The sequence below is a fragment of the Nocardiopsis exhalans genome, assembly GCF_024134545.1.
Lineage (GTDB): Bacteria > Actinomycetota > Actinomycetes > Streptosporangiales > Streptosporangiaceae > Nocardiopsis > Nocardiopsis exhalans.
Genome location: NZ_CP099837.1, coordinates 3,409,038 through 3,425,153, shown reverse-complemented (window position 1 = coordinate 3,425,153; position 16,116 = coordinate 3,409,038). Strand labels below are relative to the sequence as shown.

The 16,116-nt window shown below is 70.1% G+C and carries 11 protein-coding genes; 9 read left to right on the top strand and 2 right to left on the bottom strand.

The features are described 5' to 3' along the window. Positions 1–206: 206 nt before the first annotated feature. Both NE857_RS15035 and NE857_RS15030 read right to left on the bottom strand, forming a co-directional pair. Positions 207–2,498 carry a serine/threonine protein kinase gene (locus NE857_RS15035; RefSeq protein WP_254421555.1) on the bottom strand — a complete coding sequence of 764 codons (2,292 nt, stop codon included), beginning with the start codon at positions 2,496–2,498 and terminating at the stop codon, positions 207–209. A gap of 146 nt (positions 2,499–2,644) precedes the next feature. After that, positions 2,645–4,948, bottom strand: a complete 2,304-nt coding sequence (locus NE857_RS15030) for a serine/threonine protein kinase (protein ID WP_254421554.1) — start codon at positions 4,946–4,948, stop codon at positions 2,645–2,647. 203 nt (positions 4,949–5,151) lie between these two features. Between NE857_RS15030 and NE857_RS15025 the strand changes: the two genes are divergently transcribed. From NE857_RS15025 to NE857_RS14985, 9 genes are all read left to right on the top strand, one after another. Continuing rightward, a complete protein-coding gene (locus NE857_RS15025; RefSeq protein WP_254421992.1) occupies positions 5,152–6,144 on the top strand; it encodes a LacI family DNA-binding transcriptional regulator in 993 nt (330 codons plus the stop codon). Between the two features lie 253 nt (positions 6,145–6,397). Continuing rightward, positions 6,398–7,603, top strand: coding sequence for an MFS transporter (locus NE857_RS15020; RefSeq protein ID WP_254421553.1), 1,206 nt, complete (start codon positions 6,398–6,400; stop codon positions 7,601–7,603). 301 nt (positions 7,604–7,904) lie between these two features. Beyond that, entirely contained in the window at positions 7,905–9,578 is a 1,674-nt protein-coding gene (gene araB / locus NE857_RS15015) for a ribulokinase (protein WP_254421991.1), read from the top strand. Then, positions 9,575–10,270 (top strand): L-ribulose-5-phosphate 4-epimerase, encoded by a 696-nt coding sequence (locus tag NE857_RS15010; protein WP_254421552.1) that lies wholly within the window; start codon positions 9,575–9,577, stop codon positions 10,268–10,270. Before araB ends, NE857_RS15010 begins: the two co-directional genes overlap by 4 nt. 9 nt (positions 10,271–10,279) lie before the next feature. Next, on the top strand, positions 10,280–11,716 hold the full coding sequence (locus tag NE857_RS15005; RefSeq protein WP_254421551.1) for an L-fucose/L-arabinose isomerase family protein: 1,437 nt from the start codon (positions 10,280–10,282) through the stop codon (positions 11,714–11,716). 92 nt (positions 11,717–11,808) lie between these two features. Next, entirely contained in the window at positions 11,809–13,143 is a 1,335-nt protein-coding gene (locus NE857_RS15000) for an extracellular solute-binding protein (protein ID WP_254421550.1), read from the top strand. Between the two features lie 9 nt (positions 13,144–13,152). Continuing rightward, the gene (locus NE857_RS14995) at positions 13,153–14,088 is read left to right on the top strand and encodes a carbohydrate ABC transporter permease (protein ID WP_254421549.1); all 936 of its coding nucleotides are present in this window, start codon (positions 13,153–13,155) and stop codon (positions 14,086–14,088) included. Position 14,089: 1 nt separating this feature from the next. Next, positions 14,090–14,980 carry a carbohydrate ABC transporter permease gene (locus NE857_RS14990; RefSeq protein WP_254421548.1) on the top strand — a complete coding sequence of 297 codons (891 nt, stop codon included), beginning with the start codon at positions 14,090–14,092 and terminating at the stop codon, positions 14,978–14,980. A 26-nt stretch (positions 14,981–15,006) separates the two neighbouring features. Next, the gene (locus tag NE857_RS14985) at positions 15,007–16,101 is read left to right on the top strand and encodes an arabinan endo-1,5-alpha-L-arabinosidase (RefSeq protein WP_254421547.1); all 1,095 of its coding nucleotides are present in this window, start codon (positions 15,007–15,009) and stop codon (positions 16,099–16,101) included. Positions 16,102–16,116 lie beyond the last annotated feature (15 nt).

Below are 16,116 nucleotides of genomic sequence, written 5' to 3'. Positions count from 1 at the left end.
GTAAATGGGGGTTTCCGGCACGGAACCATCACCGTATTCGCCTCCCAGCGGCCCCACCGCACTCAGTGCGCGGGCCGCGCGGTCGGGTTCCACGTTGGGGGACGTGGACCCGGCCAGACTTCAGGGGGCGCGCCGCGAGGCGCGCCCCCTCTTTTGTCTTCCTGTGTGCCCGGGGGGCGGCGGCCGTGCCCCGGGGCCGTGCCGAGTCAGGGGCGTACGTGGAAGTCGATCAGGATGATGGGGACGATGTCGGCGTCATAGAACTCGGGCGATGCCTCAGTGGGTTCGGCGAAGTTCGTGATCGGCCTGCAGGGAAGGAGGGGTGCGGCGTCTTCGGTGGGATTCGGCTCCTCACTGGCGTTGAGCGTCCAGCCTTGGCCGCAAGCCACCGTTTCGTCGATCGCCCTGGTAGTACCCCTGGAGAAACGACCGAAGAGGAACACCACCCGGTCCTCCTGACCCGATGAGTCCGCCACCACACCCGCGACGTCCATCGCCTGGTCGCAGTCCATGTCCCAACTGCTGGCCTGAACGTCCCACTCCTGTTGAGCCGGCCAGCCTGAGACGATGCTCCCGCACATCGGAGCATGCACCACATCCCAGTAGAGGTTGTTGTCGAGCGCCCACAGCTGGGGATCCTCCATCGGCACCCCGGTGTCACTCTCCTCGAAATCGATCCGCACCTCTCGCTCATCCGTGGTGTACTCAGCCCACAGCGGTGCCCCCTCCGCGTCGAGTTCGACCCGGGCGCTCGCCTCCGTTTCCACGAAGGCCCCCGCGTCGAGGAGCCCGAACACTGTGGGCCCCGTGTACACCCGCTCCTGCCCCTCCACCGCTTCCGCCTCGCCCATCTCGGCCAGCGCCCGCAGCGGGTCGGTGACCAGGGTGACGGCGACGGAGTCCGGACCGACGCTGGGATCGGGTTCGATCTGCTCGGGCCGCGGCCAACCTCCTTCCTCTCCCCGCGCGTACACGTACAGGTCCCCTTGGTGGTTGGCGACCGCTGTGCTGCCCTCCCCCATGGCCGCGCCCCGGATGAGGAAGGTCTGGTCCGCCGCCGAGTACAGGTACTCCTCCTCCACCAGGCTGTCCTCCATCACCCGCTCCACGGAGGCCCCGGTGCCTTCGGCGACCTGTTCGGCATGCGCCTGCGAGAAGGAGTGGGCGACTTGGGCGGTGAACCCCTCGCTCTCCTCCAAAATGTTCACCGCCGCGGCGACCGTCTCCCCCGGTGTGACCCGCACCTGGTCATAGACCACGAAACCACCAGCGGCCAGGCCGGCCAGCGCCAGCACACCAGCGCCCGCCAGACCCAACTTGGATGTCGCGATGCCGCTCATCATGCCGCCGGTCGCCGTGCTGGCCGCACTTCCCCCAGCGGTCACCGCCCCCGAGCCGGCAGCCGTGGTACCTGCTCCAGCCGTGCCGGCACCCGCACCGGATCCAGCGGCGCCGCCCGATCCCATCGCGCCCGCACCCACGACACCGGAACTCAGTGCGCTCGCGCCCAGACCGACCACGGAGGCGACGCCCAGAGCTGCCGCCCAGCGCCCTGGGTCGTGGCCCGCGTCGTCCACACCGCGCCAGTAGTCGCGCAGCATCCCGCGCAGAGAATCGGCCGCCGCCGACGGGCGCCCGTACTGGTTCTGCGTTTCCTCGGCGGATACCGGCATCAACGCCCGTACAAGGGCCTGGGAGCTCGGGCGCTGTTTCGGGTCGATCGACAGAGCGGCCCTCACCAGGCCGAGCAGGTCTTCAGGAACCCCGTCGACGTCGTACTCTCCCGCCTTCACCCGCCGGGCGAGCTCTTTCGCGTCCCCCTTGCCGAAGGGCTCGCGCCCGGTGGCGGCCAGGGTCACCAGCCCGCCCCAGGCGAACACGTCCGCCGACGGGTCCGCGACCGCCCCGGAGTAGCGCTCAGGGGCCGTCCAGCCCGGAGTGCCGTAGGAGGCCGAAGCGTCCATCGCACAGTCGGTGCCGATCTCCACCGCGATACCGAAGTCCACGATCTTCGGCCCGTCCGGGGACAGGATCACGTTGCCCGGCTTGATGTCTCGGTGCGCGATCCCCGCCGCGTGCAACGCGGCCAGACCCTCAGCCATGCCGAGGGAGAAGGTGCGCAGCATGCCGCCCGCCAGCGGACCGAACTCACGCACGTGGGCCCGCAGGTCACGTCCGGCCACGTAATCGAAAGCCAGCCACGGCACCTCCGCCCCGGTGTCCGCGGCGTGCAGACGAGCGGTACTGACGCCGTCCGCGCGCCCCAGCATCTCGACCTCACGCACGAAGGCCTCCCGAAACCGAGGCTCACGGGCGATGTCAGCGTGCACGGTTTTGACGGCGACGCAGCTCTCGTATACGTCCAGGGCCCCGTACACCGCCCCCATCCCGCCCGCGCCGATCCGCCCCACCGACCGGTAGGGCCCGATCACGGGCGGGTCACCCGCTTCCAACGGCGCGAGCCCGGGCGGCAGGGAAGTGTCAGGGGAAATGGACATCGGTGACCCTTCAGGGGAAGTTCTGCGGTGCGGAAGGCGGTGGGGAGCTCCGCCCGGACACTCTGATGCCCCGAAGGCCCCTGAGGTTCACGGGTTCTGTGATCACCCGGGTGAACTGCGTGACGACACGACGCTGCTTTCCTGGGTCAGGTCAGGTCGTGGTAGTCGATCAGGGTCCTGGACCCGAACTCCACCTCCACGTAAGGCCACTCCTCGAGCTCCCCCTCCTGTTTGGCGGCCGCCTGGCAGGGCGACAGGAAGTAAGTGCGGTTCTCGATGAGCCCACCCAGGTCACGGCGGAAGATGGCGCAGGCCATCACCTCATCGACGAGCCAGGTGGTGCCCCCGCTGCCGCTATAGCCACTGAGGACCTCAACACGCTCCTGGTCAGCGCCATAACCGAAGCCCTCCGAACCGTTCAACATCATCTCCGAGACGTCCATCGCGTAGTCGCAGTCCACCTCCCAGGCGCTGGCCTGCACCTCCCAGTCCCGTTCGGACGTCTGCACGCTTCCGCACACCGGGGCGTGAACCGCGGCCCAGCCGAACCCGTCCCCCTCGGCCGAGATCTGGGGATCCTCCACCGTGATGCCCTCATCGGTTCCGGTGAAGTCGACTCGGACCTCCCACTGTTCGGTGGTGTACTCCGCCCGTACCGGAGCACCCTCCTCGTCGACTTCGAGTCGGCCGCCCGCTTCCGCCTCGGTGAAGACACCTTCGGAAAGCAGCCCGAGCGTGGTCGGCCCCGAGTACGCGCCGTCGTCCCCCTCCTCCTGTTCCACCTGCCCGGAGTCGGCCAGGGTCCGCAGCGGCGCGGTCATCAGGGAAGGTGCGACGGCGTCCGTGGTCACGCTCGGGTCGAGCGTCATCGGCTCGATCGAGTCGTGCCAGGTGCCCCAGGAGATGTCCTCTGGGCGAGGGGCATAGACGTAAAGCTCGTCGCGGTGATTGGCGACGGCGACCGTCCCCGGTCCCATGACTGCGCCCCGGATCAGGAAGCTCCCGGTGTCGGCCGAGTACAGATACTCTTCCTCGGCCCGGCTGTCCTCCATCACCTGCTCCACGGAGGTCCCGGTGCGTTCGGCGACCTGTTCGGCGTGGGTTCGGGAGAAGGATCGGGCCACCTGGGCGCTGAATCCCTGTCCCTCCTCCAGAAAGCCGACGGCAGCGGCGACCGTCTCCCCCGGTGTGACCCGCACCTGGTCGTAGACCACGAAACCGCCAGCGGCCAGACCGGCCACGACCAGCACACCCGCGCCCGCCAGACCCAGCTTGGACGTGGCGACCCCGCTCAGCATGCCGCCGGTGGCCATACTCGTCCCGGCCGCTCCTCCGCCCGCGACAGCTGTGCTCCCTCCTGCGGTCGCCATCCCAGGGCCGACGGTGCCGGTGGCCGCTCCTGTTCCAGCGATGCCGCCCGATCCGAGCACACCCGAACCCATGGCACCGGAACCCAATGCACCGGAACCCAGCGCGCTCACGCCAAGGCCGGTGGCGGATGCGGCCCCCAGCGCCGCAGCCCAACGGCCCGGATCGTGTCCGGCGTCGTCCACCCCGCGCCAGTAGTCGCGCAGCATCCGGCGCAGGGAATCGGACCACTGGTTCTGCTCTGTTCCGGGCAGGAGTGCCCCGACCAGTTCCTCGGAGCTCAGACGTTGCTCCGGGTAGACCGACAGAGCGGCCTCCACCAGGCCCCGCAGGTCCTCGGGCACGCCTTCGACGTCGTGCTCCCCCGTCTTCACCCGCCGGGCTAGCTCTTTCGCGTCTCCCTTGCCGAAAGGCTCACGCCCGGTCGCGGCGAGCGCCACCAGCCCACCCCAGGCGAACACGTCCGCCGATGGGTCCGCGACCGCACCGGAGTAGCGTTCGGGGGCTGTCCAACCGGGGGTGCCGTAGGAAGATGACGGATCATCGGAGTTCTCTGTGCCGACCTCGACCGCGATACCGAAGTCCACGATCTTCGGCCCGTCCGGAGACAGGATCACGTTGCCCGGCTTGATGTCGCGGTGCGCGATCCCCGCCGCGTGCAACGCGGCCAGACCCTCGGCCATGCCGAGGGAGAAGGTACGGAGCATGTCACCCGACAACGGACCGAACTCACGCACGTGGGCCCACAGGTCACGGCCGGGAACGTAGTCGAAGGCCAGCCACGGCACCTCCGCCTCCGTGTCAGCCGCATGGAGCCGAGCCGTGCTGACCCCGTCGGCGCGCCCCAGCATCTCGACCTCACGCACGAAGGCCTCCCGGAACCGGAACTCACGGGCGATGTCAGCGTGCACGGTCTTGACCGCCACACAGCGTCCGTACACGTCCAGGGCCCCGAACACGGCACCCATCCCACCCGCACCGATCCGCCCCACCAACCGGTAGGGCCCGACCTCGGCCGGGTCACCCGCTTCCAACGGCGAGAGCCCGGGGATCGGAGAAACAGTGTCAGGGGAGGTGGACATCGGTGCCCTTCATGAGGAGATCGGCGGATTGGGTGAGCTAGGGAACTCGCCCCGGACAGTCTGACGTCCCCGTAGCACGGGAGGTTCGTCGCCGGTACGACCATCGGTTCGGACCCGGACGGCGGTACGATTCGCCTGCGTGAGAGGGGATCGAAGTGGCGAGTGGGAACAGCGGTGGCGGGGCGCCCGGCGGGCGTCCGACCATGGCCGATGTCGCGGCGCACCTGGGAGTCTCCCGGCAGCTGGTCTCGCTGGTCCTGGGCGACCGCCCGGGCCCCAGTGCCGCCACCCGTGAGCGGGTGCTGCGCGCCGCCGAGGAACTCGGCTACCGCGCCGACACCGCCGCACAGCTGCTGCGCCGGGCCCGCAGCCGTCAGGTGGGCGTGCTCTTCACCATGGAGCACCCGATGGACGCCGACCTGGTCGAGGCGCTGTACCCGGAGGCGGCCCGGCTCGACTACAGCGTGGCCCTGAGCGCCATGCTGGCCAACCGCACCGAACGCCAGGCGATCGACGAACTCGTGGGGCTGCGCTGCGAGGCGCTGGTGCTGATCGGGATGTCCGCGCAGGCCCCCGAGGACCTGGCCAGGGTCGCCGAGCGGGTGCCCGTGGTGGAGATCGGTCAGCGCACCAACGCGGCCGGGACGGACAGTGTGCGCACCGACGCCGTCTCCGGGGTGCGTCAGGCGGTCGACCACCTGGTCGCCCTGGGCCACCGGCGCATCGCGCACGTGCACGGCGGTGACCTGCCCAGCGCCCCCGAGCGCCGGACCGGTTACCTGGAGGGCATGCGCGCACACGGGCTGGACGCGTTCGTTGACCTGGTGTCGGGCGACTACACCGAGGAGGCGGGGGCCCGCGCCGCGGCCGCTCTGCTGGCCCGCGAGGAACTGCCCACCGCAGTGGTCTGCTGCAACGACCAGTCCGCGCGCGGACTGTTGGAGACGCTGCTGCGCGCGGGCCGTTCGGTGCCCGAGGAGGTGTCGGTGGTGGGCTACGACGACAGCCGGGCCGCCCGGTTGTCGTTCCTGAGCCTGACCTCGGTCCGCCAGGACGTGACCCGTATCGCCGAGTTCACCCTGGGCGCGGTGGCCGAGCGCCTGGAGGAGGGGCGCACCGAGTGCACCCACGTGGTGCTGCCCACCACGCTCACCGTGCGCGGCAGTACCGCTCCCCCTCGCCTGACCCGCGGCTGAAACCTCACGGCCCTGCCCTTGCCCGGGGCGAGGCAGATCACGTGCCACGCCGTTGAGGATCGGCGGGTATAGGTGACATCATTGATTTAGCACGTGCTAAATCCTATGGCGCGGCCCGGACCCGGACCGCGCCCGATCACACGGCGACGAACCTCCCGGGGCATCGACCCACCCCGCCAGCACTTCCCGGCCGACGCCCGCGAGGCCGCACGGCCGCCACACACTCCACCATCCTCCGGAAGGGGGCGCAGTCATGCGTCTGGCACTGCTCGCCCTGGCCCTCGGGGCCTTCGCCATCGGCACCACCGAGTTCGTGATCATGGGCCTGCTGCCCGAAGTCGCCGCCGATCTCGGCGTGTCCATCCCCTCCGCGGGACACCTCATCTCCGCCTACGCCCTGGGGGTGGTGGTCGGCGCTCCCCTGCTCACCGCGCTGAGCACGCGCCTGCCCCGCAAGAACGCCCTGCTGCTGTTCATGGCGGTCTTCCTCCTGGGCAACCTGCTCACCGTGGTAGCGCCCTCACACGAGACCGTGCTGGCCGCCCGCTTCCTCGCCGGCATCCCGCACGGCGCCTACCTGGGGGTGGCCGCCCTGGTCGCGGCCCACCTGGCCGGGCCCGCCCGCCAGGCCACCGCGGTGGCGCGGGTGATGCTGGGGCTGACCGTCGCCAACATCGTCGGTGTGCCCGCGGGAACCCTGCTGGGGCAACTGACCGGCTGGCGCACCGCCTTCCTGGTGGTGGCGGCGATCGCCGCGCTCACCGTTCTCGGGGTGGCCCGCTGGGTGCCGCACGTGCCCATCGCCCAGCAGGGCGGTCTGCGCGGGGAGTTCTCGGCGCTGGCCCGGCCCCAGGTGCTGCTCGGCCTGCTCACGGCGGTGTTCGGCTTCGCGGGGGTGTTCGCCGTCTACAGCTACATCTCCCCGATGATGACCGAACTGGCCGGGATGCCCAGCGCCGGGGTGCCGATCGTGCTGGCGCTGTTCGGTGTGGGCATGACCTTGGGCTCGCTGATCGTGGGACCGCTCGCCGACCGTTGGCTGCGCCCCACCATCTACGGCTCCCTGGCGAGCCTGGCGGTGGTGCTCGCGCTGTTCGCCGTGGCCGTGCAGAACCCCTGGACCGCCGCGATCGGCGTCGTGGTGCTGGGCGCCGTCGGTTTCGGCGTGACCGCGCCCCTTCAGGTCCTGGTGATGAGCCGGGCGGGTACCGCGCCGAGCCTGGCGTCGGCCTCCAACCACTCGGCGTTCAACCTCGCCAACGCGGGCGGCGCCTGGCTGGGCGGCCTGGGTATCGCGATGGGGTTCGGCTACGCCTCCCCGGCGGTGATCGGCGCGGTCCTGGCCGTGGCGGGCCTGGGCATCGCCGTCACGGCGGGTCTGATCGACCGCGGGGGCTCCGTCCCGGAGGCCTCCGCCAGCACACCCGAACCCAGCTCCGCCTCCGCCATCAGGGCCTGACCCGACCCTGGATCCACCACCGTCCCATTCCTGATCCAGCGCCTCCAGAGCGCCCGCAACCCTTCTTCGGGGGGCGGGCGCTCTGTCGTGCGCGTCGTGCTGGTTTGGGCACCTTCGGGGGGTTGACTTCATCGATTGTTAACGCCAACAATATTGCCCAGGTCACATCTGCCCCCTTGAAGTCCCGAATATTGGCTAACCAAAGGGGCATGTTCAGCACGCCAACCCGCGAAGGGAACTCTCGTTGGCCACGAATGTTAGCGCACACAATCCTGGCTCGGCGGATGCCGAACCCGATCCGGTGGTGCTCGGGGTCGACTTCGGAACCCTCTCCGGCCGTGCCGTCGTGGTCCGGGTCTCCGACGGCGCCGAACTGGGCTCGGCCGAGCACACCTACCGGCACGGGGTCATTACCGACCACCTGCCCGACCACGCGGACCCCCTCGAACCGGACACCGCCCTCCAACACCCCGACGACTACCGCGAGGTCCTGCGCCGGGCCGTGCCCGCCGCCCTGCGCGAGGCCCGGGTCTCCCCCGGTCAGGTCATCGGGATCGGCACCGACTTCACCTCCTGCACCGTCCTGCCCGTGACCGCCGAGGGCACCCCCCTGTGCGAACTCCCCGATCTGGCGGGCCGCCCGCACGCCTGGCCCAAACTGTGGCGTCACCACGCCGCCCAGCCCGAGGCCGACGAGATCAACGCCCTGGCCGCCGAACGCGGTGAACCCTGGCTGCCCCGCTACGGCGGGAAGATCTCCTCCGAGTGGCAGTTCGCCAAGGCCCTGCAGGTCCTGCGCGACGACCCCGGGGTCTACGAGCGCGCCGAGCGCTGGATCGAGGGCGCGGACTGGATCGTCTGGCAGCTGTGCGGGTACGAGACCCGCAACGCGGCCACCGCCGGCTACAAGGGCATCCACCAGGACGGGGCCTGGCCCACCAAGGACTTCCTCGCCGCCCTGGACCCCCGCTTCGCCGACTTCGCCGTGAGCAGGCTCGACCACCCCCTGTCCCAGCTGGGCGAACGCGCCGGAGGGCTCACCGCACAGGCCGCCGCCTGGACCGGCCTGCCCGAGGGCCTGCCCGTGGCCGTCGGCAACATCGACGCGCACGTCACCGCCGCCACGGCACAGACCACCGCCCCCGGGCGGATGCTCGCCATCATGGGCACCAGCACCTGCCACGTGATGAACTCCGAGGTCCTGGCCGAGGTGCCGGGCATGTGCGGCATGGCCCTGGGCGGCATCACCCCGGGCATGTGGGGCTACGAGGCCGGGCAGAGCGGCGTGGGCGACATCTTCGGCTGGTTCGTGGACTCCTACGTGCCGCCCGCCTACCACCAGGAGGCCGCAGAGCTCGGGATCTCCGTCCACGACCTGCTCTCCCGCAAGTCGGCCGATGCCGCCGTCGGCGAGCACGGCCTGGTGGCCCTGGACTGGCACAGCGGGAACCGCTCGGTGCTGGTGGACCACTCGCTGTCCGGCGTACTGGTGGGCATGACCCTGGCCACCCGCCCCGAGGAGGTCTACCGGGCACTGGTGGAGGCCACCGCCTTCGGTACCCGCACCATCGTTGAGGCCTTCACCGGTGCCGGGGTACCGGTCGAGGACCTCACCATCGGCGGCGGGATGGTCCGCAACCCCTTCGTCCTGCAGATCTACGCCGACGTCCTGAACCGGCCGCTGCGCGTGGTGGCCACCGAACAGAGCTGCGCGGTGGGGTCGGCGATCCACGCAGCGGTCGCCGCCGGGGCCCACCCCGACATCCACGCCGCCTCCGAAGCGATGGGGCGGGTGCGCGAGGACACCGTCGACCCCGACCCGGACCGGGCCGCCGCCTACGACCACCTCTTCACCGTCTACTCCGAACTCCACGACCACTTCGGCCGGGGCGGCAGCGACAGCCTGCGCCGCCTGCGGTCCCTGCGCCACGCCGCGTACACCAGCGGCCCCACCACCTCCGAGGGGAAGCGATGAGCTCCACCGACCCGCTCCTGCGACAGCTGGAGGACCACCGCGCCGAGGTGGAAAGCCTGCGCCAGACGGTGTGCGACCTGCACGGGGAACTGCCCCGATGGAACCTGGTCACCTGGACCAGCGGCAACGTCTCGGCGCGCGTCCCCGGCACCGACCTGATGGTGATCAAGCCCAGCGGGGTCTCCTACGACGACATCACCGCCGAGGACATGGTCGTGTGCGACCTGCACGGGCGGTTGGTCGAAGGACGCCACAAACCCTCCAGCGACACCGACGCGCACGCCTACGTCTACCGGGCCCGCCCCGACGTCGGCGGGGTCGTACACACCCACAGCCCCTACGCCACGGCCTGGGCCGCCCGCGGTGAGGCCATCCCCTGCGCCGTCACCGCGATGGCCGACGAGTTCGGCGGTGACATCCCGGTGGGCCCGTTCGCGCTCATCGGCGACGACTCCATCGGCAAGGGCATCGTCACGACTCTCGAGGGCCACCGCTCCCCGGCCGTGCTCATGCGCGGCCACGGGGTGTTCACCGTCGGCGCCACCGCCAAGGCCGCGGTCAAGGCCGCGGTGATGTGCGAGGACGTGGCCCATACCGTCCACCTCGCCCGTCAGGGCGGACCCGTCGAACGCCTGCCCCAGGAGGACGTCGACGCCCTCTACCACCGCTACCAGAACGCCTACGGACAGTAAGGACCCCCTGTGCCTCTACCCACGCCGCCCCCGAGTCAGAACCCGGCGGTGCGTTCCAGTCGCCCCCGGATCGGCCTGCTCGGCATCATGCAGCCGCTCTACGACGCCATGATCCCCGGCATCACCGAACACCAGGCCGCCTACGCCCAGCGGCTCGCCGACGGGCTTTCGGACGTCGCCGAGTGGACGGTCGCCCCGCCGGTCCGGGGCCGAGAGGACGCCGAGAGCGCGATCCGCGACTTCGAGGGCGCCGATCTCGACGGGGTTCTGGTCGTCATGCTCACCTACGGTCCCTCCATCCGGGTCACCCGTGCGCTGACCGGGACCCGGCTGCCCGTGGCGCTGGCCAACACCCAGCCCGACCCCGCGGTGAGCGCGTCCTGGAACATGGACGACATGACCTACAACCAGGGCATCCACGGCGCCCAGGACACCGCCAACGCGCTGGTCCGCGCCGGGGTCGACTTCGACGTCATCACTGGTGACTGGCAGAGCCCGGAGTTCACCGCGCGGGTGGACCGCTGGGCCCGGGCCGCGCACACCGTCAGCGCCCTGCGGCGGCTGCGCGTGGGCGTGTTCGGGTACCCCATGAACGGCATGGGTGACGCCCGGGTGGACGAGACCGCGTTCCTGCGCAAGCTCGGCCCCGAGGTGCACGTCATCGCCCCCGGCACGCTGCACCGCACCATGGCAGACCTGCCCGAGCAGGCGGTGAGCGACCTGCTGGCGTGGGAGGACGGTGCCTTCGACGTGGACGAGCGGCTGTCCAAGGAGGAGCGCGAGGACCACGCCCGCATGCAGTTGGGCATCGAGCACCTGCTGGAGGAGTCCGGCTGCGGCGCCTACTCCACTCACTTCGACGCCATCGGCGAGGACGGCCGCTTCGCCCGGCTGCCGATGGCCGCTGCCTCCACCCTGATGGCGCAGGGGTACGGGTTCGCCGGTGAGGGGGACGTCCTGGCGGCGTCGATCGTCTACGCGGGCCACCGGCTGGCGGGGGACGGCCACTTCACCGAGATGTACGCGATGGACTTCCCCAGCGACTCCATCCTGATGAGCCACATGGGCGAGGGCAACTGGCGGGTGGCCCGCGAGGACGAACAGGCCCGCCTTATCAAACGCCCCCTGGGCATCGGTGGTCTGGCCGACCCGCCCACCATCCTGTTCCGCTACCGGCCGGGCCCGGCGACCCTGGCCTCCCTGGTCTCGCTGGGCGGTGAACGCTTCCGCCTGGTGGTGGCCGAGGGCGAGGTCCTGGACTCCCCCGAACTGCCCGCGCTGGAGATGCCCTACGGCCAGTTCCGTCCCTCCTCGGGGGTGCGGGGCTGCATGGACGCCTGGCTGCGCGCGGGCGGCACCCACCACATGGTCATGAACTCCGGCCACATCGCCCAGGACTGGAAGGTCCTGTGCGAGCTGGCCGGGATCGAGTACGCCCCGGTCTGAGCGGCCGGCACCGGCGCCACACGGCGCCCCCCACCCCCCAGAGGGAGGGCCCGCGCAGGGCCCTCCCACCCCCTCAGCGCAAGGAGTACACCATGCGCGACGCTTCGCACCACCCATCCCCCTCTCACCCACCGCCCGCACACGGTGTCGGGCGCAGGACACTGTTCACCGCCGCCCTGACCACGGCCGCGGTCACAGCGGCCGGCTGCGGCGCCTACGACCCCCTGGCGGGTGAGCGCACCCGTCTGCGCCAGTGGAACCTCTTCGGCGGCGGTGACGGTCTGCGCATGCTGCAGATGCACGAGGAATACCAGGCAGAACACCCCGACATCGACTTCCGCGCCACCACCTTCGAGTGGGGGGCGCCCTTCTACACCAAGGTCGCCATGGGCGCGGCCGGAGGACGCGGCGCCGACATCGCCACCGTCCACGTCTCCCGGCTGGAGAGCCTGGCTCCGGGCCGTCTCCTGGATCCCATCGACCCCGCCGCCCTGGCCGAGGCCGGGATCGACGAGACCATGTTCCTGCCCAACATCTGGGAGGAGTGCTTCTTCGAGGGACAGCTCTACGCGATCCCGTTGGACACCCACCTGCTGGTGCAGTTCTACAACCTGGACGTGTGCCGGGAGGTCGGGCTCCTGGACTCCAACGACCGGCTCGTGCCGCTCGACGGCCGGGAGACCTACGTCGACGCCCTGCGCGAGATCAAGGCCGCCACCGGCGGTTTCGGGCTCTCACTCGACACCTGGGGCCCCTGGTCCAACTTCTGGGCTCTGTACCGCCAACAGGACGGTGAGCTCGTCTTCGGCGAGGACGACTTCGAGCTGGACGAGGACAAGGCCCTGGCCGCCATGGACTTCCTCTACCGGCTCTCCGAGGAAGGCCTGTCCCCGCGCGTGTCCCAGGGCGCGGACACCTCCGCCAACCTGGCCAACGGCCAGTCCGGGCTGATGATCCACGGCAACTGGGAGATGACCACCCTGGACGCCACGGACGTGTCCTTCTCCGTCACCCAGTTCCCCAACATCTTCGGCAACCACCGGACCCGCGGCGACTCGCACTGCTACGTGTTCCCGCACCAGCGCGACCGCGACCCGGAGAGGACGCGGGCCGCCCTCGACTACGCGGCGTGGATGCTGCGGCACAGCCTCTCCTGGTCCGAGGGCGCGGGCCACATCCCCGCCTACCTGCCGGTCGCCGAGAGCGAGGAGTACGACCGGCTGCACCCGCAGTCGGAGTACCGCGAGGCCGCAGAGAACGTCCAGTTCGAACCGGATGCCTGGTTCAGCGGCTCGGCCGGACGCCTGCAGGACGACGCCACCGGCCCGATCACAGCGCTCCACCAGGGCACCCAGACACCAGAAGAGGCGCTCGAACAGCTCAAACGGACCTTCCGCACCATGATCAACGCACCGGCGCCGGTCTAGGAGGCGAACATGTCCGAGCGAACACACACCCCGCGGGCCAAGGGGGCCGGCGCGGCCGGCTCCGGGCTGGTGGACGTCCGCCGCAAGCCCGCGACGTGGACGGGGCTATGGTACGTCCTCCCCTTCCTCGCCTTCTACCTGCTCTTCCTGGTCTGGCCCTCGATCGTGGGCCTGGGCTACACCTTCACCGACCGCAGCCTGGCCGGCGGCGACGTCTCCTTCATCGGCTTCGACAACTGGAACGAGACGCTCACCGACCCGGGACTGTACGAGTCCCTGTGGAACACCCTCGTGTTCACAGTGCTGAGCGTGCCGGTCATGGTACTGCTCGCCCTGGGGCTGGCCCTGCTCACCGACCACGCGCGACGGCTCGGGTGGTTCCTGCGGCTGTCCTTCTTCGCGCCGTTCGTGCTGCCGGTGGCAGTCATGGCGCTCATGTGGGAGTGGATGTACAACCCCAGCCTGGGTCTGTTCAACGGGATCCTGGGCCAACTCGGGTTCGAGGGCTCCGAGTGGCTGTTCAGCGAGAACACCGCGATGGTCTCGGTGGTCATCGCCACCGCCTGGTGGCAGGTCGGGTTCAACTACCTGCTCTATCTGGCCGCCATGCAGTCCATCCCCAAGGACGTGTACGAGGCAGCCGCGATCGACGGCGCGGGCGTGTGGCAGCGCATCGGCCGGATCACTCTGCCGCTGCTCGCCCGCACCACGGTGCTCATCACCGTCCTGCAGCTGATCGGCTCGCTCCGCGTGTTCGAGCAGATCTACCTGATGACCGGGGGCGGACCCAACTTCGCCACCCGCACCGTCATCCAGTACATCTACGACTCCGGTTTCGTCGGGCTGCGCATCGGCTTCGCCTCGTCCATGGCCTACGTGTTCATGGTCCTGATCATCATCGCCTCCGTGGCGCAGTTCCGTCTCTTCTCCCGGAAGGAGGCGTGAGATGGCCACCACCACCGACCGCCCCGCACCGACCGTCGCCGCCGAACGCCGCGGAGCCGCTCGGCGCGGGCCCCGGCCGAACGTGGGACGGATCGCCCTCTACACGGTGGCGCTCCTGGCCGCTCTGCTGTGGCTGCTGCCGCTGCTGTGGTCGTTCGCCACCTCGATCAAACCCGAGGGCGAGACCACGGTCACGCCCCCGACATGGTTCACGGCCAACCCCACCTTCGACGCCTACGCGCAGGTGCTGGGCCGCGGCGACCTCATCCGGTGGACGTTCAACTCGCTCGTCACGACCTCGATCGTCACCGTCCTGACCCTCATCGTGTGCGTCCTGGCCGCCTACGGGTTCTCCCGCTTCGACTTCCGCGGCCGCCCGTGGCTGTTCGCACTGATCATCGGCGGCATCCTCATCCCGCCGCAGACCCTGATCGTGCCCCAGTTCATCCTGATGACCCAGCTGGGGCTGGTGGACACCTACTGGGGGATCGCCCTGCCGCAGGTGGTCGCGCCCGTGTTCGTGTTCATCCTCAAACGTTTCTTCGACGCCATCCCGCGTGACTACGAGGACGCCGCGAAGATCGACGGCGCCGGCTCCGTGAGGATCCTGTGGAACGTGATGCTGCCGTTGTCCCGGCCCATCCTGACCGCGGTCGGCATCTTCACCTTCATCGGCGCGTGGAACAACTTCCTGTGGCCCTTCCTCGTCACCACCGACCCCGACACCATGACCCTCCCGGTCGGGATGGGCACCGTCATGGGCAACTACGGCATCCAGTACGCGCAGGTCATGGCCTCAGCGGTACTGGGAGCCCTCCCCCTGCTCATCGTCTTCCTGCTGTTCCAGCGGCACATCGTCACCGGTGTCGCCGGAGCAGGAATCAAGGGCTGACCCGCTCCCGACCCCAGGAGACCCCCGTGAAACGCGCACTGCCCTGGATCGTGACGGCGCTGACCGCCACGACGCTGGCGGCCGTCCTGGCCGCCAACCTGGTCGGACCGCCGTCCGGCTCCCAGGCCACGACCACCGCCTCGGCCCAGGACGACTGGGACGTTCCCCCCAACAACCCCGGGCTGCCCCTGTACGGGCACCAGCCCGACCACATCCACCCCTTCGCGGGCGGGCTGCGGGTCCACGACCCCGGCCTGTACGCGGGGGGCGAGAACAGTGACTGGTACGTCTTCGGTACCGGAAACCCCGAGATCGGTGACGGCAACATCCAGATCCGTTCCTCCCCGGACGGCTCGTACTGGACGTTCACCGGCACCGTCTGGGACACCAGGCCCGGCTGGATCGACGAGGCCGTCCCGGGTGTGGAAACCCTCTGGGCACCGGAGATCCACCACTCCGACGGCACGTACTACCTGTACTACGCGGCCTCCACCTTCGGCTCCAACCGGTCGCTGATCGGCCTGGCCACCAACACCACACTCGACCCCGAGGACCCCGCCTACGAGTGGGCCGACCAGGGCATGGTGCTGGAGTCCTTCGAGGGCGACTCCTACAACGCCATCGACCCGGGTATCGCCACCGACGCCCAGGGACGCCACTGGATGACCTTCGGCTCCTTCTGGAGCGGGATCCACATGGTCGAACTCGACTGGCCCAGCGGAAAGCCGGTCCAGGGAGCGGAGCCCGTGCACCTGGTCGACCGGATCGAAGCGCCCAACGCCGTCGAGGCCCCCTTCCTGATGGCGCACGAGGGCTACCACTACCTGTTCGTCTCCTTCGACCACTGCTGCCGGATCGACAGCGACTACAAGATCGCCGTCGGCCGCTCCGAGGACATCACCGGCCCCTACCTCGACGCCGACGGCGTCCCGATGCTCGAGGGCGGCGGCACCGTGATCGTCGCCGACGAGGGCACCATCACCGGATCCGGCGGCCAGTCCGTCTCCGGAGGCCTGCTCGCCTACACCTACTACGACACCGACCTGGGCCCGGACTTCGACTTCCGGATGGCCATCAGGGAACTGCACTGGACCGACGACGGCTGGCCCTACGTCCAGTAGCGCCCGCGGGATCAG